This window comes from Aeromonas sp. FDAARGOS 1409, assembly GCF_019048705.1.
In the GTDB taxonomy this organism is placed as follows: domain Bacteria; phylum Pseudomonadota; class Gammaproteobacteria; order Enterobacterales; family Aeromonadaceae; genus Aeromonas; species Aeromonas sanarellii.
This window is the reverse complement of the sequence record NZ_CP077395.1, coordinates 1,288,003-1,311,708: the sequence shown is the minus strand read 5'-3', so window position 1 is coordinate 1,311,708 and position 23,706 is coordinate 1,288,003. Positions and strand designations below refer to the sequence as shown.

24 protein-coding genes are annotated in these 23,706 nt (G+C 63.0%); 16 read left to right on the top strand and 8 right to left on the bottom strand.

Annotated elements, in window-relative coordinates; genetic code table 11:
- Positions 1-37: 37 nt before the first annotated feature.
- Positions 38-1,159, bottom strand: a complete 1,122-nt coding sequence (locus tag I6L39_RS06285; protein ID WP_209794964.1) for a branched-chain amino acid ABC transporter substrate-binding protein — start codon at positions 1,157-1,159, stop codon at positions 38-40.
- A 435-nt stretch (positions 1,160-1,594) separates the two neighbouring features.
- Here I6L39_RS06285 and I6L39_RS06280 point away from each other — a divergent pair, with 435 nt between their 5' ends.
- A complete protein-coding gene (locus I6L39_RS06280) occupies positions 1,595-2,599 on the top strand; it encodes a substrate-binding domain-containing protein (protein WP_042074022.1) in 1,005 nt (334 codons plus the stop codon).
- 90 nt (positions 2,600-2,689) lie between these two features.
- On the opposite strand, the gene norR is transcribed toward I6L39_RS06280, so the two are convergent.
- Positions 2,690-4,210, bottom strand: coding sequence for a nitric oxide reductase transcriptional regulator NorR (norR, locus tag I6L39_RS06275; protein ID WP_254203747.1), 1,521 nt, complete (start codon positions 4,208-4,210; stop codon positions 2,690-2,692).
- Between the two features lie 170 nt (positions 4,211-4,380).
- On the opposite strand from norR, the gene norV reads away from it, so the two are divergent.
- From norV to I6L39_RS06240, 7 genes are all read left to right on the top strand, one after another.
- Positions 4,381-5,865: an anaerobic nitric oxide reductase flavorubredoxin gene (gene norV / locus I6L39_RS06270; RefSeq protein WP_216991342.1), complete on the top strand. Its 1,485-nt coding sequence runs from the start codon at positions 4,381-4,383 to the stop codon at positions 5,863-5,865.
- Positions 5,862-7,028, top strand: coding sequence for an NADH:flavorubredoxin reductase NorW (gene norW, locus I6L39_RS06265; protein ID WP_216991341.1), 1,167 nt, complete (start codon positions 5,862-5,864; stop codon positions 7,026-7,028). Before norV ends, norW begins: the two co-directional genes overlap by 4 nt.
- Positions 7,029-7,079: 51 nt before the next feature.
- Positions 7,080-7,421 carry a DUF1971 domain-containing protein gene (locus tag I6L39_RS06260; RefSeq protein ID WP_216991340.1) on the top strand — a complete coding sequence of 114 codons (342 nt, stop codon included), beginning with the start codon at positions 7,080-7,082 and terminating at the stop codon, positions 7,419-7,421.
- A 121-nt stretch (positions 7,422-7,542) separates the two neighbouring features.
- Complete coding sequence (locus tag I6L39_RS06255) at positions 7,543-8,760, top strand: 4Fe-4S binding protein (RefSeq protein ID WP_216991339.1); 1,218 nt, start codon at positions 7,543-7,545, stop codon at positions 8,758-8,760.
- A 178-nt stretch (positions 8,761-8,938) separates the two neighbouring features.
- The gene (gene tnaC / locus I6L39_RS20380; RefSeq protein ID WP_069652909.1) at positions 8,939-9,022 is read left to right on the top strand and encodes a tryptophanase leader peptide; all 84 of its coding nucleotides are present in this window, start codon (positions 8,939-8,941) and stop codon (positions 9,020-9,022) included.
- A gap of 204 nt (positions 9,023-9,226) precedes the next feature.
- On the top strand, positions 9,227-10,693 hold the full coding sequence (gene tnaA, locus I6L39_RS06245; RefSeq protein WP_216991338.1) for a tryptophanase: 1,467 nt from the start codon (positions 9,227-9,229) through the stop codon (positions 10,691-10,693).
- Between the two features lie 70 nt (positions 10,694-10,763).
- Positions 10,764-11,978 (top strand): aromatic amino acid transporter, encoded by a 1,215-nt coding sequence (locus tag I6L39_RS06240; protein WP_216991337.1) that lies wholly within the window; start codon positions 10,764-10,766, stop codon positions 11,976-11,978.
- Positions 11,979-12,067: 89 nt separating this feature from the next.
- Here the strand turns inward: I6L39_RS06240 and I6L39_RS06235 are convergent, their stop codons facing one another.
- On the bottom strand, positions 12,068-12,451 hold the full coding sequence (locus I6L39_RS06235) for a TonB-dependent receptor (RefSeq protein ID WP_216991336.1): 384 nt from the start codon (positions 12,449-12,451) through the stop codon (positions 12,068-12,070).
- Positions 12,452-12,782: 331 nt separating this feature from the next.
- Here I6L39_RS06235 and I6L39_RS06230 point away from each other — a divergent pair, with 331 nt between their 5' ends.
- Entirely contained in the window at positions 12,783-14,000 is a 1,218-nt protein-coding gene (locus I6L39_RS06230; protein ID WP_216991335.1) for an aromatic amino acid transporter, read from the top strand.
- Positions 14,001-14,134: 134 nt separating this feature from the next.
- Here I6L39_RS06230 and I6L39_RS06225 read toward each other — a convergent pair whose 3' ends face one another.
- Positions 14,135-14,344, bottom strand: coding sequence for a hypothetical protein (locus tag I6L39_RS06225; RefSeq protein WP_216991334.1), 210 nt, complete (start codon positions 14,342-14,344; stop codon positions 14,135-14,137).
- Positions 14,345-14,559: 215 nt separating this feature from the next.
- Between I6L39_RS06225 and I6L39_RS06220 the strand changes: the two genes are divergently transcribed.
- Entirely contained in the window at positions 14,560-15,126 is a 567-nt protein-coding gene (locus tag I6L39_RS06220; RefSeq protein WP_244462889.1) for a hypothetical protein, read from the top strand.
- Between the two features lie 119 nt (positions 15,127-15,245).
- Here the strand turns inward: I6L39_RS06220 and I6L39_RS06215 are convergent, their stop codons facing one another.
- Together I6L39_RS06215 and I6L39_RS06210 are read right to left on the bottom strand one after the other, a co-directional pair.
- On the bottom strand, positions 15,246-15,725 hold the full coding sequence (locus tag I6L39_RS06215) for a DM13 domain-containing protein (protein ID WP_216991333.1): 480 nt from the start codon (positions 15,723-15,725) through the stop codon (positions 15,246-15,248).
- A gap of 104 nt (positions 15,726-15,829) precedes the next feature.
- Positions 15,830-16,396, bottom strand: a complete 567-nt coding sequence (locus tag I6L39_RS06210) for an NAD(P)H-dependent oxidoreductase (RefSeq protein WP_216991332.1) — start codon at positions 16,394-16,396, stop codon at positions 15,830-15,832.
- A gap of 126 nt (positions 16,397-16,522) precedes the next feature.
- On the opposite strand from I6L39_RS06210, the gene I6L39_RS06205 reads away from it, so the two are divergent.
- Together I6L39_RS06205 and I6L39_RS06200 are read left to right on the top strand one after the other, a co-directional pair.
- Entirely contained in the window at positions 16,523-17,425 is a 903-nt protein-coding gene (locus tag I6L39_RS06205) for a LysR family transcriptional regulator (RefSeq protein WP_216991331.1), read from the top strand.
- A 342-nt stretch (positions 17,426-17,767) separates the two neighbouring features.
- Positions 17,768-18,625 carry a hypothetical protein gene (locus I6L39_RS06200; protein ID WP_216991330.1) on the top strand — a complete coding sequence of 286 codons (858 nt, stop codon included), beginning with the start codon at positions 17,768-17,770 and terminating at the stop codon, positions 18,623-18,625.
- An 86-nt stretch (positions 18,626-18,711) separates the two neighbouring features.
- Here the strand turns inward: I6L39_RS06200 and glyS are convergent, their stop codons facing one another.
- Both glyS and glyQ read right to left on the bottom strand, forming a co-directional pair.
- Complete coding sequence (gene glyS, locus I6L39_RS06195; protein WP_216991329.1) at positions 18,712-20,781, bottom strand: glycine--tRNA ligase subunit beta; 2,070 nt, start codon at positions 20,779-20,781, stop codon at positions 18,712-18,714.
- 9 nt (positions 20,782-20,790) lie between these two features.
- On the bottom strand, positions 20,791-21,717 hold the full coding sequence (glyQ, locus tag I6L39_RS06190) for a glycine--tRNA ligase subunit alpha (protein ID WP_216991328.1): 927 nt from the start codon (positions 21,715-21,717) through the stop codon (positions 20,791-20,793).
- A 188-nt stretch (positions 21,718-21,905) separates the two neighbouring features.
- Here glyQ and I6L39_RS06185 point away from each other — a divergent pair, with 188 nt between their 5' ends.
- From I6L39_RS06185 to I6L39_RS06170, 4 genes are all read left to right on the top strand, one after another.
- Positions 21,906-22,484, top strand: a complete 579-nt coding sequence (locus I6L39_RS06185; RefSeq protein ID WP_216991327.1) for a DNA-3-methyladenine glycosylase I — start codon at positions 21,906-21,908, stop codon at positions 22,482-22,484.
- A gap of 308 nt (positions 22,485-22,792) precedes the next feature.
- Positions 22,793-23,047, top strand: a complete 255-nt coding sequence (locus tag I6L39_RS06180) for a hypothetical protein (RefSeq protein ID WP_042074040.1) — start codon at positions 22,793-22,795, stop codon at positions 23,045-23,047.
- 47 nt (positions 23,048-23,094) lie between these two features.
- A complete protein-coding gene (locus I6L39_RS06175; RefSeq protein ID WP_084202513.1) occupies positions 23,095-23,367 on the top strand; it encodes a hypothetical protein in 273 nt (90 codons plus the stop codon).
- Between the two features lie 43 nt (positions 23,368-23,410).
- Complete coding sequence (locus I6L39_RS06170; RefSeq protein WP_042074042.1) at positions 23,411-23,665, top strand: hypothetical protein; 255 nt, start codon at positions 23,411-23,413, stop codon at positions 23,663-23,665.
- Positions 23,666-23,706 lie beyond the last annotated feature (41 nt).

The following is a 23,706-nucleotide window of genomic DNA, read 5'->3' as shown; positions in this document are numbered from 1 at the left end:
GAAAGGAGGGGTGACTCATGTCACCCCGACTGGCAGATTATTTGACTTGAGTGGAGGTTCCGTCGGCGTGCCACTGGAAGACACCGAACTCGAAGCCTTTGAGGTCACCGTTCGGTGCCCAGGTCAGGGGACCCATGACGGTGTCGATCGGTGCGGCCTTGATGGCGGCGGCGACGGCCGCCGGGTCATCCTCACCCGCCTTGGCGATACCGGCCGCCAGAGCCTGCATGGCCGCGTAGGTGGTCCACACGAACGGACCGGAGGAGTCCTGACCCTTGGCCTTGAACGCTTCCACTATGGAGGCGTTCGCCGGCACCAGGTCGTACTTGTTCGGCAGGGTGACCAGCAGGCCTTCGGAAGCCGGGCCGCCGATGGCGGAGATGTCCTTGTTACCCACGCCTTCCGGACCCATGAACTTGGCCTTCAGACCCTTCTCGCCAGCCTGGCGCAGGATCAGACCCAGCTCCGGGTGGTAGCCGCCGTAATAGACGAAGTCCACGTTCTCTTTCTGCAGCTTGGCGATCAGGGCGGAGAAGTCCTTGTCCCCGGCGGTGATGCCCTCATAGGCCACGACCTTGACGCCGGCCTTGTCCAGGGCGGCCTTCACGCTGGAGGCGATGCCTTCACCGTACTGCTTCTTGTCGTGGATGACGGCCACGCGCTGGGGCTTGACCTGCTCGATGATGTACTTGGCGGCGGTCGGGCCCTGGTCGCTGTCCAGGCCGATGGTGCGCAGGGTCAGCTGGTAGCCGCGCTCGGTGATCTTGGGGTTGGTGGAGGCCGGCGTCACCATCAGCACCCCTTCATCTTCATAGATGTCGGAGGCGGGCAGGGTGTTGTCGGAGCAGAGGTGGCCGACCACGAACTTGACGCCGTCGTTGATCACCTTGTTGGCGATGGCCACGGCCTGCTTGGGATCGCAGGCGTCGTCATAGATGACGGCTTCGATCTGCTTGCCCTTGATGCCGCCCGCCTTGTTGATCTGCTCGACCGCCATCTTGCCGCCGGTGAACTGCATGTCACCGTACTGGGCGACCGGGCCGGTCAGGGGGCCGGCGATGCCGATCTTGATGGTGTCGGCCGCATTGGCCATGGATACCGAGCCAAACAGGGCCAAAGAAACCGCTGCCCTGACCGCTATTTTGTTGAAGTTATGCATTGATTCGTCCCTTAATCAGTGAATTGTTTCATTTTATGCACGTCATTCCGAGCCTGTGTCCCGCCAGCCCGGCGATAGATAAGGTTCTATCATTCCTCGCCGTGCAATAACAAGATGTTAAAGATACTAACCGAGTGGGGGTGGAGGGTCGTTTTTTGGAGCAAACAACCTGCCATTTTTTCCGTATCGGGATTAAATTCTGTTTTGGTTGGTTAACATATTCACAACACCGGGTGGTGTGGTGGAAAAACAGAGTAAAAAACTGACGATATTTCATTCTGCGTTCGCTCTCATTTTGACCAAAATTCGTTTGCGCAAAAAGAAATGACCGCCTAGATTAGCCAAGATTGACAATTCACTGGCAGCTCTCGTTAAAACCAAGCCTTTATTCGGGAAATCTGCTACTGTTCCGCCTTTGATCTTCAGGAGACAGAGATGGCCACAATCAAGGATGTCGCCTCACGGGCAGGCGTATCCATCTCCACCGTCTCACATGTACTCAATCACACCCGTCGGGTCAGCGAAGACGCGACCCAGAAAGTGCTTGAGGCGGTGGCAGAACTCAACTACGCGCCCAATTCGGTGGCACGCAGCCTCAAGATAAATGCAACCAAGACCATCGGCATGCTGGTGACGACCAGCGCCAACCCCTTCTTCGCGGAAGTGGTGCAGGGGGTGGAAGCCTACTGCTTCGAGCAGGGCTACAGCCTGATCCTCTGCAATACGGAGAACCAGCCTCCCCGCCAGCAGCACTATCTGCGCATGCTGATGGAGAAGCGGGTCGACGGCCTGCTGGTGCTGGGAACCGACATCGATACCCAGTTCAGGGACATGCTGCGCATCCACAAGAACGTGCCGCAGGTGGTGCTGGACTGGGGCAACGAGTGCGACTTCGCCAACGTGATCAACGACAACGCCCGCATCGGTGCGCGGCTGGCCGTGCGCCATCTGCTGGAGCAGGGCCACACCGACATCGTCTGCATCACGGGGCACCTCGCCAAACCGACTACCCAGCAGCGGCTGGACGGGGTGCGCGATGCCCTGGCCGAGCAGGGCCTGACCCTGAAGGACGAGCAGATCTTCGAGGGAGACTACGAGAGCCAGAGCGGCTTCGATGCCATGCAGCGCATCCTGGCCCTCACCCCGCGTCCGACCGCGGTGTTCGCCTTCGACGACCCCATGGCCATCGGCGCCATCTGTGCCGCCTGGGAAGCCGGGGTCAAGGTGCCGGACGACATCTCCATGATCGGCTATGACGACGTGGAGATGGCGCGCTTCTCCAGCCCGCCGCTCACCACCATCCGCCACCCCAAGGCCGAGCTCGGCCTGCTGGCGGTGCAGCAGCTGGTGAGCCGGATCCGCAACAAGGAGCTGGAAGTGGAGTCCATGACGGTGCAGCCGGAGCTTATCGTGCGCCGCTCGGTCAAGTCCCTGCGCTGATCCCCGCGTCGCCCGCGAGCCAACGCCATGAAAAACCCCCTCCCTCGCGAGGGGGTTTTTGTTTTTGGACTGCTCATATCTGGGGAGTCGTCAGGCCTTGAGGCCGAGCCGCCTGGCGAGCCGGTGCAGGTTGCCGCCGTCCAGATCCAGCGCCCGGGCGGTGGCGGCCCAGTTGCCGTCATGGGCGGCCAGGGTCTGCTCGATGAGCTGGCGCTGGAACAGATCGGTGGCGGCGCGCAGGCCCAGATCCGTGACGGCCGGGGGTGGGCTGACCACGTCGGCGGGCAGGGATGAGCCCGTAGTCCCCAGGTTGAAGTGGTGGGGTTCCAGGGTCGGCGAGGGGCTGCCCTGTTCGGCCCGCGCCAGCACGGCGGCGCGGTGGATGGCGTGCTCCAGCTCGCGCACGTTGCCGGGCCAGTCGTGGCGCTCGAGCAGTTGCAGCGCTTGGGGCTGGATACGCAGCCGCTCCAGCCCCAGGCCGAGCCGGCAGCGCTCGCAAAAGTAACCGGCCAGCAGGGGGATGTCGCCGGGGCGCTCGCGCAGCGCCGGGGCCTGGATCGGGAAGACGCTCAGACGGTGGTAGAGATCGGCCCGAAACTGCCCCTCGACCACCGCCTGCTTCAGATCCCGGTTGGTAGCCGCCAGGATGCGCACGTTCACCTTGAGCGGGGTGTCGTCACCGATCCGCTGCAGATCGCCGTATTGCAGCACCCGCAGCAGCTTGGCCTGCAGCGCCAGCGACAGCTCCCCTATCTCGTCGAGAAACAATGTGCCCTTGTCCGCCAGCTCGAACTTGCCCGCCCGGTTGTGGATGGCGCCGGTAAAGGCCCCCTTCACGTGGCCGAACAGCTCGCTTTCGGCCACCGATTCCGGCAGGGCGGCGCAGTTGAGGTAGACCAGGGGGGCATGGGCGCGGGGTGAGCCGCCATGCACCGCCTTGGCGATCAGCTCCTTGCCCACCCCTGTCTCCCCCAGGATCAGCACGTTCAGCTCCGAATTCGCCACCACTTCGATCTCGTGGCGCAGCCGGGCCATGGCGGGGGAGTGACCTATCATCTCCGGCTGCTCAGGGCCGGGTCTGGTGCCGGGGATCAGGGGCTCGCTGCTCTGGCGGGCGAGGCGTTCCAGCAGCAGGGCATTGTCGAGGGCGGCGGCGGCCAGGGCGCCCACCAGCCGCAGCTCCTCGTCGCTGATGCCGTCGAACTGGGCCGGGTTCATGCCGTCTATGGTCAGCGCGCCGATCAGCGTCTGCTCCGAGAACAGCGGCAGGCCGACGCAGGCGTGCACCTTGAAGTCGTCGTGATCCGGCAGCAGGCCGTCATAGGGGTCGGGCAGGCTGCTGTCGGCGGGGAAGCGCACCACGTCGCCGGCGCGGGCGATGGCCTCGAGGCGCGGGTGATCCCTGAGGGCGAAGCGGCGCCCCAGCACATCCTGCATCAGGCCGTCGATGGCCAGCGGGATGAACTGGCCCCCCTCGTAGCGCAACAGCGCCGAGGCATCCGAGTTCAGCAGGCTGCGCACGCTCTGGATCAGGCGGTGGAACCTGTCCTGATGGGAGATGCCGAGTTGCAGGTCGAGGGCGATGCGCGCCAGGCTGTCGGTCGAGATCACGATGATTGTCCAAATGACAGTGTGTTTGTGATTTTGACTATATGTGGAGATTGTCTAAATGACAATGATAGATATGTGTATCCATTAAAAACAACAGGTTACATATTGGCATGTCCGCTGCAATAGCTGGTTCAGTCGAACATCCACTATTGCATTCGAGGAACTGCCTGATGAGCATTCACGTCAAAAACAACATTCACTGGGTCGGCCAACGGGACTGGGAGGTGCGCGACTTCCACGGCACCGAGTACAAGACCCACAAGGGCACCAGCTACAACAGCTACCTGATCCGCGAAGGGAAAAACGTGCTGATCGACACCGTGGATCACAAGTTCAGCCGGGAGTTCGTGCAGAACCTGGCGGCCGAGATCGATCTCGCTTCCATCGATTTTGTGGTGATCAACCACGCCGAGGAGGATCACGCCGGTGCCCTGACCGAGCTGATGGCCCACATCCCCGGCACCCCCATCTACTGCACCCACAACGCCATCGACTCCATCACCGGCCACCATCACCACCCTGAGTGGAACTTCCACCCGGTCAAGACAGGGGACAGCCTGGACATCGGCAACGGCAAGCAGCTGGTATTCATCGAGACCCCCATGCTGCACTGGCCCGACAGCATGATGACCTATATGACCGAGGACGCGGTGCTGTTCTCCAACGACGCCTTCGGCCAGCACTACTGCGACGAGCACCTGTTCAACGACGAGGTGGATCAGACCGAGCTGATGGAGCAGTGCCAGCGCTATTACGCCAACATCCTCACCCCCTTCAGCCCGCTGGTGACCGCCAAGATCAAGGAAGTGCTCGGTTTCAACCTGCCGGTGAGCATGGTGGCCACCTCCCACGGCATCGTCTGGCGCGAGGATCCCACCCAGATCATCCTGAAATACCTGGAGTGGGCCGACCACTATCAGGAAGACCGTATCACCCTGTTCTACGACTCCATGTCCAACAACACCCGCATGATGGCCGACGCCATCGCCCAGGGCATCCACGAGGTGGACCCCGGCGTGGCGGTGAAGATCTACAACGTGGCCCGCCACGACAAGAACGAGATCCTGACCCAGGTGTTCCGCTCCAAGGGGATACTGGTGGGCTCCTCCACCATGAACAACGTCATGATGCCCAAGGTGGCGGGCATGCTCGAGGAGATCACCGGCCTGCGGTTCCGCAACAAGCGTGCCTCGGCCTTCGGCAGCTACGGTTGGACCGGCGGCGCGGTGGACCGGATCCAGACCCGGCTGATGGATGCAGGCTTCGACATCAGCCTCTCCCTCAAGGCCAAGTGGCGGCCGGATGGCTCGGCGCTGGCGGAATGCCGCGAGCACGGCCGCCGGATCGCCCGTCAGTGGGCGCTGCATCCGCTGGACGCGCCCCGCCCGATCACCACCACCCAGGCGGCGGTGGCACCCGTCCCCGCGATGCCAGCTGCTGAGCCGAAAGCCGCAGCGGCTGCCGCCGAATGGGACGACGACCAGGCCATGCTCTGCACCGTCTGCCAGTGGGTCTATGACCCGGCCCAGGGGGAGCCGGATCAGGGGGTGGCGCCGGACACCCCCTGGGCCCGGGTGCCGGAGAGCTTCCTCTGCCCGGGTTGCGGCATCGGCAAGGAGGTGTTCGAACCCTGCGCCGTGGAGGCCTGTGTATGAACGCAGCAACCCTGAGTGACGCCGGCGTCAGCCGGGAGATAGTGGTGATCGGCAGCGGCTTCGCCGCCCAGCAGCTGGTCAAGAGCCTGCGCAAGCTGGACGCCGAGCAGCCCATCCGCCTCATCACCGCCGACAGCGGTGACGAGTACAACAAGCCCGACTTGAGCCACGTGGTGAGTAGGGGCTGCCCTGCCGCGGCCATGACCCGCCTTAGCGGCAGCGACTTTGCCGAGCAGCAGCGCATCGCGCTGCTGCCCCACTGCCCGGTGCTCGGCATCGACCCTGCCCGGCGGTTGGTGCTGACCGCCCAGGGGGAATTCCCCTACGGCCAGTTGGTGCTGGCGACCGGTGCCAGCGCGGCGCGACCCGAGCTGCCGGGCAGCGAGCATCTGGTCACCCTCAACAGCCAGCAGGAGTATGCCGCCGCCGAGGGGGCAATTCAGCAGGCCCGCCGCATCCTGGTGCTGGGAGCCGGCCTCATCGGCTGCGAGCTGGCGATGGACATGGCGAGCGATGGCCGCGAGGTCACCCTGCTGGATCTGGCCGATAGCCCGCTCAGCGCCCTGCTGCCCGCCCCCCTGACCCAGCCGCTGCAACAGGCGCTGCGCAGCCAGGGGGTCAACCTGCAGTGCGGGACGGGTCTCGCCAGGATAGATGCCCAGCCGGGCGATGGCTGGCGCGTCACCCTGAGTGACGGGCGCGTCAGCGAGCAGGATCTGGTGATCGCCGCGATCGGCCTGCGGCCGAATCTGGCCCTGGCCCGCGAGGCCGGGCTGGCCGTGGAGCGCGGTATCCTGGTCGATGATCGGCTGCAGACCAGCGACCCCCATATCTTCGCGCTGGGGGACTGCGTGCAGTGGCGGGGCCAGCTGCTCCCCTTCCTGCAACCCATAGTGCTGGGGGCCAATGCGCTGGCGCGCACCCTGCTCGGCACACCGACCCCGCTGACCCTGCCGCCCATGCTGGTGAAGGTGAAGACGCCGCGCTACCCGCTGCAACTGGCGGGTCGTACCCGGGGTGAAGATCTCGCCTGGCAGTGCCGCTGGAACAGCCACGGCATGGTGGCCGAGGCGCGCGACCAAGCCGGCGAGCTGTGCGGCTTCGTGGTGGGGGGCGACCAGATGAGCGCCGCCTTCCCGCTGCTGCGTCAGTTGCCCCGTTAACCCCTTTCATTGCACCGGCCGGGGTGACCCGGCCACTCGAGGAGAACTGATATGGCCATGCAACTGATTCCGTCTCACTGGGTAGTGCGCCGCTCCACCCCCTTCTTCACCAGCCAGAACGTGCCCCAGGCCCTGCTCACCCACCACAACACCGCGGCCGGGGTGTTCGGCCAGCTGTGCGTGATGGAGGGCACCGTCACCTATCACGGCTTTGCCGATGAGCAGGCCGAGGAACCCGAGATTAGCCTGGTGATCCGGGCCGGGGAGTTTGCCACCAGCCCGCCCCAGTACTGGCACAGGATCGAGTTGTCGGAGGATGCCCGCTTCAACATCCACTTCTGGGCCGAGCAGGCCGAATCCGACCAGCCGCTGTTCAACAGCCGCAAGGCATAAGGTGCAACCATGGGGAGGGGCATTGGGCGCAAATGTCCCCCTCTACCCATGCAGATCAAAACAGTCAATTCAGATGTCCGTTATCCTTGCCGCCAGTGGTGGATGAGGCAGCGAGGGAAACATGAGCGTGATCGAAGCCGTGACCATGGCCGCCGGCCTGGCCTATCTGGTGCTGCTGGCGTGGCAGGCGCGATCGGGCTGGCAGTGGCGTCTTGCCCTCGGCCTGCTGCTCATGCTCTGGTTGCTGGCGGCGGACAGCCTGCTCTGGCTCGGCGTGGGGCTGGTGGCCGGCGCGCTTGCCCTCTGGCACCAGCGGCGGCCGCTGCCCGCCCTCGAGGCGCTCGACAGCCAGTGGCTGCGGGCGCGCACACGCCAGCTGCTGCTGCTCTGCTGGGGGCTGGTGACGCTGCAGTACGGCCTGCATGTCTGGCAGCTGGGGCAAGGGATGAGCCCCTGGCTGGTGCGCCCTGACGTGGTGGACGGCTTCCTGCCCATCGCCGGCGGGCTCGGGCTGCGGGCCTGGCTCGGACAGGGGCTGGTGGATCCGCACCATCCGGCGGCCACCGTGACTGTGCTGGTGCTCTCGCTGTCGGCCCTGCTGCTGGGGCGGGCGTTCTGCGCCTGGTTCTGCCCGCTCGGGCTGGTGGGCGAGTGGCTGCACGGCCTGCGCAGCCGATGGATAGCGGGGGAGTGGACGCCGCCGAGCTGGCTCGATGTGGTGTTGCGCGGCCAGAAGTTTCTGGTGCTCGCTTTCCTGCTGTTTATCGTGCTGATCGCGGTGCCAGGCGCCGCCCTGCCCGGCTACCTCGCCAGCCCCTACCATCAGGCGGCGGACATGAAGATGGGGGCCTTCTTCTTCAACCTGACCCCGATCTCGGGCCTCTGCCTTGGCTGGGTGCTGCTGCTCACCGCCACCTTCCGGCAGGGGTTCTGTCGCTACCTCTGCCCCTATGGCGCCTGGCTGGCCCTGCTGGGTCTATTGACGGTGCTGCGCATTCGCCGTGACCCGGCCCGTTGCCTGCGCAGCGCGGGCCACGACTGCGACAAGTGCAGCCGGGCCTGCCCGTCGCGCATCCAGGTACACCAGCTGATCGCGGTGCGCAGTCTCGAGTGCACCAGCTGTCTGAGCTGTGTGGCCGCCTGCCCCAGGCGGGCCGATGCGCTGCACTTGGGCGCGCAGGGGCGCAGGCTCGCCCCTCGCCAGTTGCTGGGGCTGCTCTGCCTGTTGCTGCTGGTGCTGCCGCTGCTCTCCTACGGCTTGCTGGATCTCTGGGTCAGCCAGACGCCGCTGGCGGAGCGCTATGATCTGCTGCAACGGCTGCCCTGGTTGAACCATTGAGCCACCAGTCGCCGCGTGCATCGGGGCGGGACAGTGCCCGCCCCGTTGCGACGGCGACCTGTATAAATTTCCCCCGGCAAATTGTTATCGCCATCCCAAATTGCTCATGTTGCAATTGATCATATGCAAGGGCTCACCATAATGGACCCTGTTAATTGGCGTTGTTAATTCCAACCAGATGAGCAACAACATGAATATCAAGGTCAGCTATCCCAAGTGGTTTACCCTGGACCATAAAATCGCGTTCTTCTTCCCGCTGTAATATCCCTGTGGTGCCGCTGCATTTCCAGAAATGCAATGCATCCGTCTGAATACCTAATCTGAAATAGTCTGCACCTGTCTTCGCTTGTTTATTTTGCGAGGCGATGTCGTGCACCCATTCTCAATATTTTCTGCCTGCCGGATATTCTATTTTCGGCGGGGGATGAGACACATTCTGAATATTTAACTCTGGGGTGTTTATATTATGGAAAACTTCAAGCATCTGCCCGAACCCTTCCGCATTCGTGTCATCGAGCCGGTCAAGCGCACCACCCGCGCCTACCGGGAGGAGGCCATCGTCCGGGCGGGCATGAACCCCTTCCTGCTGGACAGCGAGGACGTCTTCATCGATCTGCTGACCGACAGCGGCACCGGCGCCATCACCCAGGACATGCAGGCCGCCATGCTGCGCGGTGACGAGGCCTACAGCGGCAGCCGCAGCTACTATACGCTGCAGCAAGCGGTGCAGGAGATCTTCGGTTACTCCCTCACCATCCCCACCCACCAGGGGCGCGGCGCCGAGCAGATCTACATCCCGGTGCTCATCAAGAAGCGGGAGCAGGAGAAGGGGCTGGATCGCAAGAAGATGGTGGCGCTCTCCAACTACTTCTTCGACACCACCCAGGGTCATACCCAGATCAACTGCTGCGTGGCGAAGAACGTCTACACCAGGGATGCGTTCGACACCTCTGTCACCGCCGACTTCAAGGGCAACTTCGATCTGGTCAAGCTGGAGGAAGCCATCCTGGAGGCGGGCCCCGCCAACGTGCCCTACATCGTCAGCACCATCACCTGCAACTCCGCCGGCGGCCAGCCGGTCTCCATCGCCAACCTGAAGGCGGTGTACGAGATCGCCAGAAAGTACGACATCCCCGTCATCATGGACTCCGCCCGCTTCGCCGAGAACGCCTACTTCATCCAGCAGCGGGAGCCCGGCTACGCGAACTGGACCATCGAGGAGATCACCAAGGAGTCCTACAAGTACGCAGACGGCCTCGCCATGTCCGCCAAGAAGGACGCCATGGTGCAGATGGGGGGGCTGCTCTGCTTCAAGGATGACAGCATGCTGGACGTCTACACCGAGTGCCGCACCCTGTGCGTGGTGCAGGAGGGCTTCCCGACCTACGGTGGCCTGGAGGGGGGCGCCATGGAGCGCCTCGCGGTGGGCCTGCGTGACGGCATGCGCCAGGACTGGCTGGCCTATCGCATCGGCCAGGTGCAGTACCTGGTGGATGGGCTGGAAGCCATCGGCGTGGTGTGCCAGCAGGCGGGGGGCCACGCGGCCTTCGTGGATGCGGGCAAGCTGCTGCCGCACATTCCGGCGGATCAGTTCCCGGCCCACGCCCTGGCGTGCGAGCTCTACAAGGTGGCCGGCATCCGGGCGGTGGAGATAGGCTCCCTGCTGCTGGGGCGCGACCCCGCCACCGGCAAGCAGCACCCCTGCCCGGCGGAGCTGCTGCGCCTCACCATACCGCGTGCCACCTATACCCAGACCCACATGGACTTTGTCATCGAGGCCTTCGGCGAGGTGAAGAAGAATGCCAGGAACGTGAAGGGGCTCGACTTTATTTACGAGCCGGCGGTGCTGCGCCACTTCACCGCCCGTCTGAAGGAGGTCGACAATAACAATCAAGCGGCCTGCACCAAAACTGAAAAATTAGTAGAAGCATAACGAGTCAGGGGCACAGATTATTCTGTGCCCTTTTTTTCACAGCCTTGTGAATTTTCGGGAGTGACAACACATGACATCGAAACCGTCCGTCATCGGAGGGGCCTGCATCATTGCCAGCGTCTGTGTCGGCGCCGGCATGCTGGGGTTGCCGAGTGCAGGCGCCGGGGCCTGGACCACCTGGTCATCGCTGGCCATTATTCTCACCATGGTCATCATGACGGTCTCCGGCTGGATGCTGCTGGAAGCCTTCAAACCCTATGCGCTGACTGCTTCCTTCAACTCGGTGACCAAGGATCTGCTCGGTCACAACATCAATGTCTTCAACAACCTGACCGTCTATTTCGTGGGCGGCATCCTGTTGTACGCCTATATCACCTCCTCGGGCCTGATCCTGAGCGGCCTGCTGGGCATCGGCAGCCAGCTTGCCTCCGTCCTGTTCGTGCTGGTGTTCTCCTGGTTCGTCTGGCATTCGACCCGGGCGGTGGATCGCATCTCTGTGGTACTGATCATCTTTATGGTGCTGAGCTTCGTGTTCGGGGTTTCCGGCCTGGCCAGCAAGATCGACACCGCCATGCTGTTCAGCACAGTCGCCGAGGAGTTGGGGCAGGCCCCCTATGCCCTGGCCATGCTGCCGGTGGCGCTCACCTCCTTCGGCTACCACCATTCGGTGGCCTCGATGCGCGCCTACTACGGCGAGGAGCAGAAGGCGAAGCAGGCGATCCTGGGCGGCACCCTGATCGCGCTGGCGCTCTACCTGCTGTGGCTGCTCAGCATCTTCGGCAATCTGCCCCGCAGCGCCTTCGGCCCCGTCATCGCCAAGGGGGGCGACGTGGACGTGCTGCTCGGGGCGCTGGCCTCGGTGATCGAGTCCAGACAGGTATCCCAGGCCATCAACCTCTTCTCCATGGCGGCCATCCTCTCCTCCTTCATCGGGGTGGGGCTGGGGGTGTTCGACTATCTGGCGGATCTGTTCAAGTTCGACAACAGTCGCCAGGGCCGCGCCAAGTCCTGGGCCGTGACCTTCCTGCCGCCCCTGGTGCTCTCCCTGCTGTTCCCGTTCGGCTTCGTGGTGGCCATCGGCTACGCCGGGGCGGCGGCGACCGTCTGGGCCTGCATCATCCCCGCCCTGCTGGCGAAGAAGTCCCGGGAGCTGGCCCCACAAGAGGCGGGCTTCAAGGCGCCCGGCGGCCAGCCCATGATCTTGGCGGTCATCGTCTTCGGGGTGCTCACCGCCATCTTCCATCTCATGGCCATGGCGGGCATGCTGCCCGTCTATACGGGGTGATCCGCAAGGGCGGCATGCGGCCAGCACGGCATAAAGCGGGGCCTGGCCCCATCACGGTGAAGCGGCGCCCTTGGGCGCCGTTTTGTTGTTTATGGCTGCGGCCGGGATCGGTGGCGCATCAGCAGGGCCAGCATGATCCCCATGGCGATCAGCACCGCCAGGGAGGAGGCGGCGAGGAGGGGGTCGACCCGCTCCGGTGGCAGCAGCCGGCCATAGAGCAGGTAGAGTCCCGCCGACATCACCAGCGCCCCCAGCTGGTGCAGGTAGAACTGCACGGACACCAGCCGCCCGCTCGGGTTGTCGAGCCACAGCCGGTGGCACAGGGCATAGATGAACGAGACCACGAAGCCGACCAGCATGATGTGGGCATGGGTCACGAACTGGCCGTGATCCTTGCTGGCGGCCATATGGATGCCCAGCACCATGCCGAGCAGGGCATAGCAGAGGGCGCTGATGACGAACTTCCTGTCCATGGGATGGCTCCTTGCCGTGAAAACCGGCTTGAGTATAGTCCCGCGCCCGCGCCCGCGGCAGGCGGGGGCGCACGGGGGAGTGACTCCAGGGGAATGGCGCCAACATTTGATACCCGGGGGTGAGCAGGGTAAAGTCACACCCCCAACATGGCGGCGCTGCTGCCATGTTGGGATCGGTTGCTGGCCTCAGCCACGTCTTGCCTCGCTGACGCAGCAGCAAACGGCTGGGCACCGATAGCACAGATGATCGCGATCTTACGATGACAACCGGCGTAGCAGATGCAACGGTCCGCGGTCGCGACCAGATCAACAATCGTCTTTGGGGAAGTAAATGGAACATAAACCATCGTTGGTGGGCGGGGCATGCATCATTGCCGGCGTCTGTGTGGGGGCTGGCATGCTGGGCCTGCCGAGTGCGGGCGCGGGGGCCTGGAGCCTCTGGTCCATGCTGGCGGTGGCGCTGACCATGGTGGTGATGACGGTCTCCGGCTGGATGCTGCTCGAATCCTATCGTGGCTACCCCCTGCGCGTCTCCTTCGATACCGTGACCCGGGATCTGCTGGGGGAGAAGGTGAACGCCCTCAACAACCTCAGCGTCTACTTCGTCGGCGGCATTCTGCTCTACGCCTACATCACCTCGGCCGGCCTCATCATAGACGGCATGACGGGGATGGGCAGCCAGCTCTCCTCCATCCTCTTTACCCTGGTCTTCTCCCTGCTGGTGTGGCACTCCACCCGGGCGGTGGACCGCATCTCTGTGCTGCTGGTGATCCTGATGGGGCTGAGCTTCGCCTTCGGCATCTCGGGCCTGTCCATGAACGTCCGCCTGGATCTGCTGCTGGATCGGGTCGGCAGCGAGACCCACTACGCCCCCTATGCCCTGGTGATGCTGCCGGTGGCGCTCACCTCCTTCGGCTATCACCACTCGGTGTCGTCCATGCGCGCCTATTACGGCGAGGAGAAGCGTGCCAGCCGCGCCATCCTGGGGGGCACCCTGATCGCGCTCGCGTTTTACCTCGTCTGGCTGGTGAGCGTCTTTGGCAACCTGCCGCGCAGCGAGTTCGGCCCGGTGATCGCAGAGGGGGGCAACGTGGATGCCCTGCTCAAGGCGCTGGGCTCGGTGATCGAATCCAGGGCGGTGGCGAGCGCCCTCAACGCCTTCTCCATGGCGGCCATCCTCTCCTCCTTCATCGGGGTGGGGCTGGGGGTGTTCGACTACCTGGCGGATCTGTTCAAGTTCGACAACAGCCGGGGCGGTCGCGCCAAGTCCTGGGCGGTGACCTTTGTGCCGCCCCTGGTGCTCTCCCTGCTGTTCCCGTTCGGCTTCCTGGTGGCCATCGGCTACGCCGGTGCCGTCGCAACCCTCTGGACCTGCATCATACCGCCGCTGCTGGCCTGGAAGGTGCGGGCGACTCAGGGCGACAAGGGCGAAGGCTTCCGCGCCCCCGGCGGGGTGCTGATGATCGCTCTGGTGATCGGTTTTGGCGTGCTGACCGCCGCCTTCCACCTGCTCAACATGGTTGAGCTGCTGCCCGCCTACAAGGGGTGATAGGCCCGCGATGCTGCGAGCAACGGCGCCTTCGGGCGCCGTTTTCTATGGCGTCGAGACGAAAGGGGCAAGAGGGCACAGGGACAGGCGACCCATGGTTATCCGGGAGGGGGCATGAGCGTCAGGGCAAGCTTTCAGGGGTGGCCAGCATCAGGGGCCGCCAGCGCCTGCCTGGCCACCAGGGTCTGCCTGGCCACCAGGGTCTGCTCCACATAGGGGTCGCTGCGCCCCTTGAGCAGCTTGCCCATCCCCTGCTCCACGGTGGCGATGTCGAACAGCCTGCCCGGCGCGACCACCCTGGTCAGCATCTGCTCCGGCAGCTTGGCGCCGCGGCGAAACTCCACCCGATAGCCGGCCCTTTTGGTCCCACCGGCGAAGGGACCCGGAGGGGCTATAGTCAGACAGATGGCACCTGCGAGTCACTGCCTGCGGGCTGCCAGCTTTCGATCACCCCGTCCATCCACCAGACAGCTGCTGCCCGGCAGCACGGCCGCCATGGTAGTCAGGCCGTGCGTGATCCTGTTTTGCATCGTATTCACCCAACCGGGAGAGAGATGTTATGTGCAAACACCTATTGGCCCTGGGCGTGCTCGCGGCCATCACCCTGGCCACGCCGGTCCAGGCCGAAGAGAAGGCCGGCATGCCAGCCATGACAGACGAGGCGATGATCGCCAGCGCCATGGCGGCGGCCCCCGTCAAGGTCGGGGCCGGCGCCACCGTCGTCGCCATGGGGGCGGACGGCAAGATGCGCACCCTGCGCGAGGGCGGCAATGGTTTCACCTGCATGCCAGACAACCCGGCCACGCCGGGGCCGGATCCCATGTGCATGGACGCGGCGGCGATGGCCTGGGCCCATGCCTGGATCAACCACGAGATGCCGCCCAAGGGCAAGATCGGCTTCATGTACATGCTCAAGGGCGGCACCGATGCCAGCAACACCGACCCCTACGCGACCCAGCCCACCACCAGCAACAACTGGTTGCAGACCGGACCCCACGTGATGATCGTCGGGGCGGATGATGCCTTCTACGACATGTATCCGAAGGGTGCAGATCCAGATACCTCTGCCCCCTACATCATGTGGTCTGGCACCCCCTATCAGCATCTGATGGCACCAGTGGAGTAAGACGTTGTGTGCAGCTGGTCGGCGGCGTCGCGGCCGATCATCAAAAGGCGCCCGTCGGGCGCCTTTTGCATGGGGCTCGCTGGCGGTATGTCTGCGAGACGCGCCTGGGTGGCGGGCTCTCATTCCCGATAGCGGGCCGAGGTAATGAACTGTCCGAAGGTTTCACACCAGACGATCACGGTGTCGTAGCGGGCGGGGTCGATGCCAGCGGGGAGCGGCACGATAAAGTTGTCGAAGGTCTTCACCGGCCCGACATGCACCATCCGATCCTTCAGGCGGGCAAAGTCCGCCTCGGTCTCGACGAAGGTGGGCGACAGATAGAGCTGGTAGTCGGGGCCCGGCGCCAGCCTGCCCATCAGGCTGATGGCGTCCGGCCCTATGCTCACCTTGCCTTCCCCCCAGTGCAGCCGATCGCTGTCCTGCCGCTCCCGTTTGAAGGTGCCCTGATAGGTCGCCTGCGCCTGACGGGCCGCGACCTGTTCACCGCTGGGGGCGGGCGGCGCGATCAGGATGGGCAGCAGATAGATGCCGGCGGCGAAGCCGGCAGCCCCCACCAGCAGATGGCTGGCCAGCAGCAGGGCCAGGGTCTTGCGTTGCATGGCTGTCTCGGTCGGTGATCAATGGATGGCACCAACATATCAGTGCCTGCCGCCCATGCCCATCCCGGGGGGCGTGAAAGCTGCTGACGTGAGGCTGCTCTCCCTCAACGCGCCTGCTGCAATGTCCGGAGAGTGGCAATCAGCCGGCCAGCGTGGTCGCGGGCGCGCGCCTCGACCAGCTCCTGGGTGTTGTAGATCCCCGGGATATAGACCATGCCGTGGCTCCAGATCGGCGGCTCGAAGACCATGCCGGTCAGGTAGGCCAGCTGCTCCAGGGGCTTGAGCAGCTCGGGGATGGCGAAGTGGTTGTACCCGAGCGTGCGGTAGGACTCCTGCGGCCCGCCCACGGTCAGGGAGAGCAGCAGCGGCTTGCCCTTGAGCTTGTCCCCCTCAGGCCCGTAGGCGAAGTTGAAGGTCATCACCTCGTCGATCCACTTCTTCAGCAGCGCCGGCACCGAGTACCAGTAGAAGGGGAACTGCAACACCAGGATGTCCGCGTCCAGCAGGGCCTGCTGCTCGGCCGCCACGTCGATGCGGCCATCGGGGTAGCGCTGGTCGAGGCGCCGCACCCGGACGTGGTCGACGGCCTCCTCGAGCTCGCCGAGGATCACCCGGTTGGTGTAAGAGTGGGACAGGTCGGGATGACCGGAAATGACCAGCACCTTGCTCATGATGCGTTCTCCTGTGAAAGCCGTGATGGATGGATTGGCGCCACTATAAGGGGGAGAACTGTTTATTTTTAGACGGGATTGGGCAAAATGATTGTTAGTCATCAACTAACAATGGCGGCTGCCACCATGAAAGGATCCACCTTCCACTGCCTGATGATTTTCCACTGTATCGTGCAGGAGGGGTCGATCCGCGGCGCCGCCCGCCGGCTCGAGATGTCGGCCCCGACCGTGAGCCTGGCCCTCAAGCAGCTGGAGCAGACCCTGGGACTGGCGCTGTTTCGGCGCACCACCCGCAGCATGGAGCTGACCGAGGCGGGGCAGCAGCTGCACGATCAGACCGGCCACGCCATGGCGACGCTCGATGGCGCCCTGGAGCGGGTCGGGCAGCATGGCCGCGCCCCCGCCGGCAAGGTGCGCGTGACCCTACCCCGCTTCGTGTTCCAGAGCTTCCTGCAGCCGCTCTATGCCGGTTTCTGCCGCCAATACCCCGAGATCGAGCTGGAACTGCACCTCTCGGACGCCACGGTTGACATCCTGCGGGAGGGGATAGATCTCGGCATTCGCTCAGGCGACAGAGTCGACGAGGGCATGGTGGCGCGGCCGCTGAGCGGCCCCCTGCGCGAGGCGCTGTTCGCCTCCCCCGACTACCTGGCCCGGCACGGCGAGCCGATGACGCCGGCGCAGCTCAGCGAACATCGGCTGATCCGCTACCGCTTCACCACCTCCAACCGCCTGTCAGCGCTGCGGCTGGCCCTCGACGACAACACGCCAGCCCCGGAGATGGGCACGGCGCTTATCGTCAACGACACCGACGCCATGATCGATGCCGCCAGGCAGGGGCTGGGCATCGGCAAGATGATCGAGCCGGTGGCAACCCCCCATCTCGCTGCCGGCACCCTGATGCCTGTGCTGGAGTCCTGGTGGGTGACCCACCCCGGCCTGCACCTCTACTACCGGCGGGAAAGCGCCCAGACCGGCCGGGTACGCGCCCTGATCGACTACCTGCTGGCCCATCGAATGCAACCATAAGCGGCAGCCTTCATCAGGCAGTGGTCTGCACCAGATACCATCACCCCATGCGGGGTAAACTGGCGCGGCGTAATTGGACGAACGTGAGGCTGTTGTGCTGGTTGTTGCCGTGAGTCAGGGTTGGCCAGTCGGAGGGGAAACTCGGCTGGCCATTATGGCGAGAGAATCTATTTACGCGAACGTTCGATTACGCCTGCGGCTAATAGAACCTACGGATTCTTGCCACCGAATCGAAATTACGAGTAAGTTAAGGGCTCCATGGTGCCCAAAATGCAGGTATCCCAGCGTTCACTTAAGAAATGAAATTTGCAGTGATTTTCAATTGTTAACATTGAGGGGAATATGACACTTATTGTTGCTGGTTATAATTCACAGGCTTTACATGTGGGCGATAATGGAATTTTCGTTGTGTCAGACTCTAGTATTACTAGCGGTGGAAGAATTCTAGTTAGAGGGTTTAAAAAAGTTATAGAAATGCCAATTCGAGTTATGCGGCCATTATTCAATGATGGATGGTTTCATAATTATTATGGTTTTCAATATGAGGGGACATGTTTAATTGCTTTTGCAGGTAGTACTTTAGTCGCTCAACACATTATTAATTCAATAAGAAATCATTTGTCGGAGTTGTATCCTATTCATGAAAATAGAGAATACTTACTGGCTATGTCTTGTGAGAAAGAACGGCTCTTACATAACAATGTATATTGTGAAGAAAATATGTTTCTTGATGAGCATGTAATTCCACTAATTACTCTGAGTTTTCTTTCTGATGTAGTTGAGCATTCAATACAGGCTGTATTGGATCATGCGAAGACACATGATGGGATGAAGGATAATTTCACTGCATTCAAATCTGAATTTATATTTGGCGCACGATGTCCATCTACAAATGAATTAGGCTTGTTTCAGTTCGAAATAATAGAGGATGAAATTCGTGGGGCATTGGTAAAAAAGACCAAAGTGTCAAAGGGAGATATCGCTGTCATTGGAATGAGAACCCTCTATGCTGCTGATGCACAAATAGAATTTAACGACGCGCTAGAAAAAAGGGAGAGTGTTGAAATTAAAATGCTTAACTTCGTGTCTAAAGCCATAGACTCACAAAATGAAATAGGTGTATTTGATATAGGTAAGCCATGCGCTTTATATAAATTCAACGGCGGAACAGTCAAGTTATGTGAGAGAATTAAAGAATGAAAGGTAAGAATGTGGCATATGGATGATATTTTATAAAAAACGGCGCCTTAACGGCGCCGTTTTTAATATCACTTACTCAACCAGAATCACTGCAGCAGGGAGATATCCGCCACTTGCAGGAACAGGTTGCGCAGGTTGTTGAGCAGCGCCAGACGGTTGGCCTTGAGGGCCTCGTCGTCGGCCATCACCATCACCTCGTTGAAGAAGGTATCGACCGGCTCGCGCAGGGCGGCCAGACGGGTGAGGGCGGCCTGATAGTCACCGGCAGCGAACAGCGGGGCCAGTTCGGCCTGCAGGGCGGTAACCTGGGTGGCCAGCGCCTGCTCGGCAGCGTCCTGCAACAGTTCGGTTTTGACGGCAGTCGGCAGATCGCCTTCGACCTTGGCCAGGATGTTGCTGACGCGCTTGTTGGCGGCAGCCAGGGCCAGGGCGGCATCCAGGGTGCGGAAGTGGCTGACGGCCTTGACGCGGCGATCGAAGTCCAGCGGACGGGTCGGGCGGCGGGCCAGCACGGCCAGCACCACGTCGGCACCTATGCCTTCGTCCTGATAGGCGGCGCGGAAGCGGCCCAGCATAAAGTCGACCACGTCGGTGACGACTGTCTTGTTGGTGAGCTTGTCACCGTAGACGCTGACGGCCTCTTCGACCAGCTCCACCAGATCCAGATCCAGCTGCTTCTCGGTCATGATGCGCAGGGCACCGATGGCGGCGCGGCGCAGGGCGAACGGATCCTTGTCACCCTTGGGCAGCATACCGATGCCGAAGATGCCGGCCAGGGTGTCGAACTTGTCGGCCAGGGCCACGGCGCAGGAGACCAGGCCGGACGGCAGCGCATCGCCGGCGAAGCGCGGCATGTACTGCTCGTTCAGGGCCAGGGCCACCGCTTCGGCTTCGCCGTCGTGACGGGCGTAGTGCATCCCCATGACACCCTGGGTGTCGGTGAACTCGCCGACCATGTTGGTCATCAGATCGCACTTGGAGAGCAGACCGGCACGCTGGGCCTGGCCCACGTCGGCACCGACCTTGGCGGCGATGAAGCCGGCCATGGCCTCGATGCGGGCGGCCTTGGCACGCACGGTCCCCAGCTGCTGCTGGAACAGCACGGTCTCGAGGCGCGGCAGGTGGTCGGCCAGCTTCTGCTTGAGGTCGGTCTTGAAGAAGAACTCGGCGTCAGACAGACGGGGACGCACCACCTTCTCGTTGCCGCTGATGATCTGGCTCGGGTCCTTGGACTCGATGTTGGTGACGAAGATGAACTTCGGCAGCAGCTTGCCGCTTTTGTCGTAGACCGGGAAGTACTTCTGGTCACCCTTCATGGTGTGCACCAGGGCCTCGGCCGGAACGGCCAGGAACTTCTCTTCGAAGTTGGCGGTCAGCACCACGGGCCATTCGACCAGGGCGGTGACCTCTTCCAGCAGGGCGTCGTCCAGATCGGCCACGCCACCGAAGGCGGCCGCGGCGGCCTCGACGTCAGCCTTGATCTTGGCCTTGCGCGCCATAAAGTCGGCGATGACCTTGCCGCGCTCCTGCAGGATCTGCGGGTACTGGCTGGCGTTGTCGATGGTGATCTCGCTCTCGCCCATGAAGCGGTGGCCGCGCAGGGTGCGGGCGGAGTCGATACCCAGAATGTGGGCGGGGACCAGATCCCCATCCAGCAGCAGGGTCACGGTGAAGACAGGACGCACGAACTGGATGGTCTTGTCGCCCCAGCGCATCATCTTGGGGATGGGCAGCTTGGCCAGAGATGAAGCGACAAGCTCACCCAGCAGTTCGCGGGCCGGACGGCCTTCGACGCGGGCATTGTGAACCAGCCACTCGCCCTTGTCGGTGATCAGACGCTCGGCCTGCTCGACTGTGATGCCGTTGCCACGGGCCCAGCCTTCGGCGGCCTTGGTCGGCTTGCCGTCGGCATCGAACGCCTGGGCCACGGCCGGGCCGCGTTTCTCGACGCTCTTGCTCGGCTGCTCGGCGGCCAGTGCGCTCACCTTCAGCGCCAGACGGCGCGGTGAGGCGAACCACTCGACGTCGCCGAAGGCCAGGTCGGCCTTGGTCAGTTCGCTCTTGAGGTTGTCGGCAAAGGCTTCGGCCAGGGAGCGCAGGGCCTTGGGGGGCAGCTCGGCGGTGCCGATCTCTACCAGAAATGTATGTTGTGCCATGTCCGTTCCTTAACCTTGCTGCTCGTTATTGCCACGCTGGCACATCGGGAAGCCCAGCGCCTCGCGGGAGGCGTAGTAGGCCTCGGCCACGGCCTTGGTCAGGGTGCGAATGCGCAGGATGTAGCGCTGACGCTCGGTGACCGAGATGGCCTTGCGGGCATCCAGCAGGTTGAAGGAGTGCGCGGCCTTGAGGATGCGCTCGTAGGCGGGCAGCGGCAGCGGCTTCTCCAGTGCCAGCAGGGACTGGGCTTCCTTCTCGTACTGCTCGAAGCAGTGGAACAGGAACTCCACGTCGGCGTGCTCGAAGTTGTAGGTGGACTGCTCCACCTCGTTCTGGTGGAAGACGTCACCGTAGGTGGTCTTGCCCAGGGGGCCGTCAGACCAGACCAGGTCGTAGACGCTGTCCACGCCCTGGATGTACATGGCCAGACGCTCGAGACCATAGGTGATCTCGCCGGTGACCGGCTTGCACTCGAGGCCGCCCACCTGCTGGAAGTAGGTGAACTGGGTCACTTCCATGCCGTTCAGCCACACTTCCCAGCCCAGACCCCAGGCGCCCAGGGTCGGGTTTTCCCAGTTGTCTTCCACGAAGCGGATGTCGTGGATCTCGGGATCCATGCCCAGCTCTTTCAGGGAGCCGAGGTAGAGTTCCTGGATGTTGTCGGGGGACGGCTTGATGATCACCTGGAACTGGTAGTAGTGCTGCAGGCGGTTCGGGTTCTCACCGTAGCGGCCGTCAGTCGGACGGCGGGACGGTTGCACGTAGGCGCAGGCGATGGGCTCCGGGCCCAGGGCGCGCAGGCAGGTCATGGGGTGGGAGGTACCGGCACCCACTTCCATATCCAGCGGCTGAATGATGGTACAGCCCTGGCGGGACCAATAGTCCTGCAACTGCAGGATCAGGCCCTGAAAGGTTTTGACATCGAATTTTTGCATAGTGTTTTTCGCGCGAAATGAAATCAGAGCAAGATTTGCTGAATGTGAACCGAGGGAGTATACCGTCTGGCATGGTCGGATAATAGGCGAAATTACAGGGGATTAGTGGGGCTATGCTGCCGCTTGCCCTATGATGTCGCCAGCGGAAGCGGCCTGTGGATGGCCGATGAAATGACAGGGGAGAGGAAATGGAACTGCGCTGCGCCTGGGTGACCAAGGACCCGGAATACATCGAATACCATGACAAGCAGTGGGGCAGGCCGGTGTATGACCCGCGCGAGCTGTTTGCCAAGCTCTGCCTCGATGGCCAGCAGGCGGGGCTGTCGTGGATCACCATCCTCAAGCGCACCGAGAGCTACCATCGCGCCTATGCGGACTTCGATCCGGTGCGCATCGCCCAGTTCGACGACCGGGATGTGGAGCGGCTGATGCAGGACAGCGGCATCATCCGCAACCGGCTCAAGGTGCAGTCGATCATCAAAAATGCCCGCGCCTATCTGGCGCTGGAGGCCGAAGGCATCGACTTTGTCGATTATCTGTGGGGCTTCGTGGGCGGCGCCCCCATGGTCAACCGGCGCCAGGGGAATGGCGACATTCCGGCGACCTCGCCGGAGTCGGATGCCATGTCAAAAGCCTTGAAAAAACGCGGCTTTACCTTCGTCGGCAGCACCATCTGCTACGCCTTTATGCAGGCGGTGGGCATGGTGAACGATCACCTGGTGACCTGCCCCTGTCACGCCGAATGCCAGCAAGCGATGCCGGAGTGAATGGGGGAGTGAGCGAAGAAGGGAGGCCTGGGCCTCCCTTCTTCTTTGGGCCCGAATCAGCAGGGTTGAAGGACCTGGCTCAGCGCCTCGCGCACCTCGAGGATGTCTCTGCCGGGGCTTGCAAGGCCACCTGTGTCACCCTGGTCGGTGCCTCGGGATGCCGGTGGTTGCCAAGATGAACGAGCATGGCTGGCTGGTCCCTGCCATGCCAGAAGCCGCCACCGTGGGGAGCCCATTTTCGCTGCCGGTACAGCCGGCATACAGTCGTGGCTGCCCAGAATCGGGATATCCATCACGAGGATTTCCCTATGTCACTGAATTCATTCCGCCCCCGTACCCTCGCCAGCCTGCTGCTGGCCAGTTGCTCCCTGCTGGCGACCCTGCCCGCCCAGGCGACCGATCGCCAGGACTCCCGCGACGTGCGCCAGGAGGTGCGTCCCGAGATCCGCGACGCCAAGCAGGATTGCCGCGAGAACGACCAGAAGGACAACTACGAGTGCCGCCAGGACAAGCGTGAGGTGAAGCAGGACGTGCGCGAGAAGGCCCGCGACGTCAAGTACTGATCCCCGTGACCGCCCCGACGTCCGTCCATCCATACAGGAGCCTCGACATGAAGACCTCAACTCCTCGCTTTGGCCGTAGCGCGTTGCTGTCAGCCCTGCTGGCCGGTTGCACCCTGTTGGTGGCCCTGCCGGCCCAGGCCACCGAACAAGCCCAGCAACGCCGCGACGCGCGGGATCTGCGCCAGGAAGTCCGCCAGGAGTCCCGCGAACAGAAGCGCGACTGCCGCCAGGAAGAGTTCCTTGGCAATGCCGATTGCCGTCAGGAGCATCGCCACCACAAGCAAGATGCCCGTGAAGCGGCTCGTGATATCAAGTATTGAGGCCGGGAGCATTCCCCCGCCGTCAACCCTTATTGGAGTTCCCATGACCATTGCCATCTCTCGCCTGGGCGCCGCCCTGCTGACCGCCTGCACCCTGCTTGCCGCCGTACCGGCCCAGGCCACCAATCAGGGCGAGCAGCGCCAGGATGCCCGTGACATCCGCCAGGACAGCCGTCAGGAGTCCCGCGATGCCAAGCAGGAGTGCCGCGAGGGGCTGGTCGGCAATGCCGACTGCCGCCAGGACCATCGCGACAGCAAGCAGGACGCCCGCGACGAGGCGCGCGACGTCAAGTACTGATGTGCCGGGCCCCACCGGGCTCGGTGTATAATTGAGAGACG

What these genes read in the sequence shown, in the direction of transcription:
- I6L39_RS06205 (WP_216991331.1), top strand. Translation starts at nt 16,523, where the DNA reads ATGAAAGGATCCACCTTCCACTGCCTGATGATTTTCCACTGTATCGTG.
- tnaC (WP_069652909.1), top strand. Translation starts at nt 8,939, where the DNA reads ATGAGCAACAACATGAATATCAAGGTCAGCTATCCCAAGTGGTTTACC.
- I6L39_RS06170 (WP_042074042.1), top strand. Translation starts at nt 23,411, where the DNA reads ATGACCATTGCCATCTCTCGCCTGGGCGCCGCCCTGCTGACCGCCTGC.
- I6L39_RS06235 (WP_216991336.1), bottom strand. Translation starts at nt 12,451, where the DNA reads ATGGACAGGAAGTTCGTCATCAGCGCCCTCTGCTATGCCCTGCTCGGC.
- I6L39_RS06200 (WP_216991330.1), top strand. Translation starts at nt 17,768, where the DNA reads ATGACACTTATTGTTGCTGGTTATAATTCACAGGCTTTACATGTGGGC.
- norV (WP_216991342.1), top strand. Translation starts at nt 4,381, where the DNA reads ATGAGCATTCACGTCAAAAACAACATTCACTGGGTCGGCCAACGGGAC.
- I6L39_RS06280 (WP_042074022.1), top strand. Translation starts at nt 1,595, where the DNA reads ATGGCCACAATCAAGGATGTCGCCTCACGGGCAGGCGTATCCATCTCC.
- I6L39_RS06185 (WP_216991327.1), top strand. Translation starts at nt 21,906, where the DNA reads ATGGAACTGCGCTGCGCCTGGGTGACCAAGGACCCGGAATACATCGAA.
- glyS (WP_216991329.1), bottom strand. Translation starts at nt 20,781, where the DNA reads ATGGCACAACATACATTTCTGGTAGAGATCGGCACCGCCGAGCTGCCC.
- I6L39_RS06210 (WP_216991332.1), bottom strand. Translation starts at nt 16,396, where the DNA reads ATGAGCAAGGTGCTGGTCATTTCCGGTCATCCCGACCTGTCCCACTCT.
- norW (WP_216991341.1), top strand. Translation starts at nt 5,862, where the DNA reads ATGAACGCAGCAACCCTGAGTGACGCCGGCGTCAGCCGGGAGATAGTG.
- I6L39_RS06240 (WP_216991337.1), top strand. Translation starts at nt 10,764, where the DNA reads ATGACATCGAAACCGTCCGTCATCGGAGGGGCCTGCATCATTGCCAGC.
- I6L39_RS06285 (WP_209794964.1), bottom strand. Translation starts at nt 1,159, where the DNA reads ATGCATAACTTCAACAAAATAGCGGTCAGGGCAGCGGTTTCTTTGGCC.
- I6L39_RS06220 (WP_244462889.1), top strand. Translation starts at nt 14,560, where the DNA reads ATGTGCAAACACCTATTGGCCCTGGGCGTGCTCGCGGCCATCACCCTG.
- tnaA (WP_216991338.1), top strand. Translation starts at nt 9,227, where the DNA reads ATGGAAAACTTCAAGCATCTGCCCGAACCCTTCCGCATTCGTGTCATC.
- I6L39_RS06260 (WP_216991340.1), top strand. Translation starts at nt 7,080, where the DNA reads ATGGCCATGCAACTGATTCCGTCTCACTGGGTAGTGCGCCGCTCCACC.
- I6L39_RS06180 (WP_042074040.1), top strand. Translation starts at nt 22,793, where the DNA reads ATGTCACTGAATTCATTCCGCCCCCGTACCCTCGCCAGCCTGCTGCTG.
- I6L39_RS06255 (WP_216991339.1), top strand. Translation starts at nt 7,543, where the DNA reads ATGAGCGTGATCGAAGCCGTGACCATGGCCGCCGGCCTGGCCTATCTG.
- glyQ (WP_216991328.1), bottom strand. Translation starts at nt 21,717, where the DNA reads ATGCAAAAATTCGATGTCAAAACCTTTCAGGGCCTGATCCTGCAGTTG.
- I6L39_RS06230 (WP_216991335.1), top strand. Translation starts at nt 12,783, where the DNA reads ATGGAACATAAACCATCGTTGGTGGGCGGGGCATGCATCATTGCCGGC.
- I6L39_RS06215 (WP_216991333.1), bottom strand. Translation starts at nt 15,725, where the DNA reads ATGCAACGCAAGACCCTGGCCCTGCTGCTGGCCAGCCATCTGCTGGTG.
- I6L39_RS06175 (WP_084202513.1), top strand. Translation starts at nt 23,095, where the DNA reads ATGAAGACCTCAACTCCTCGCTTTGGCCGTAGCGCGTTGCTGTCAGCC.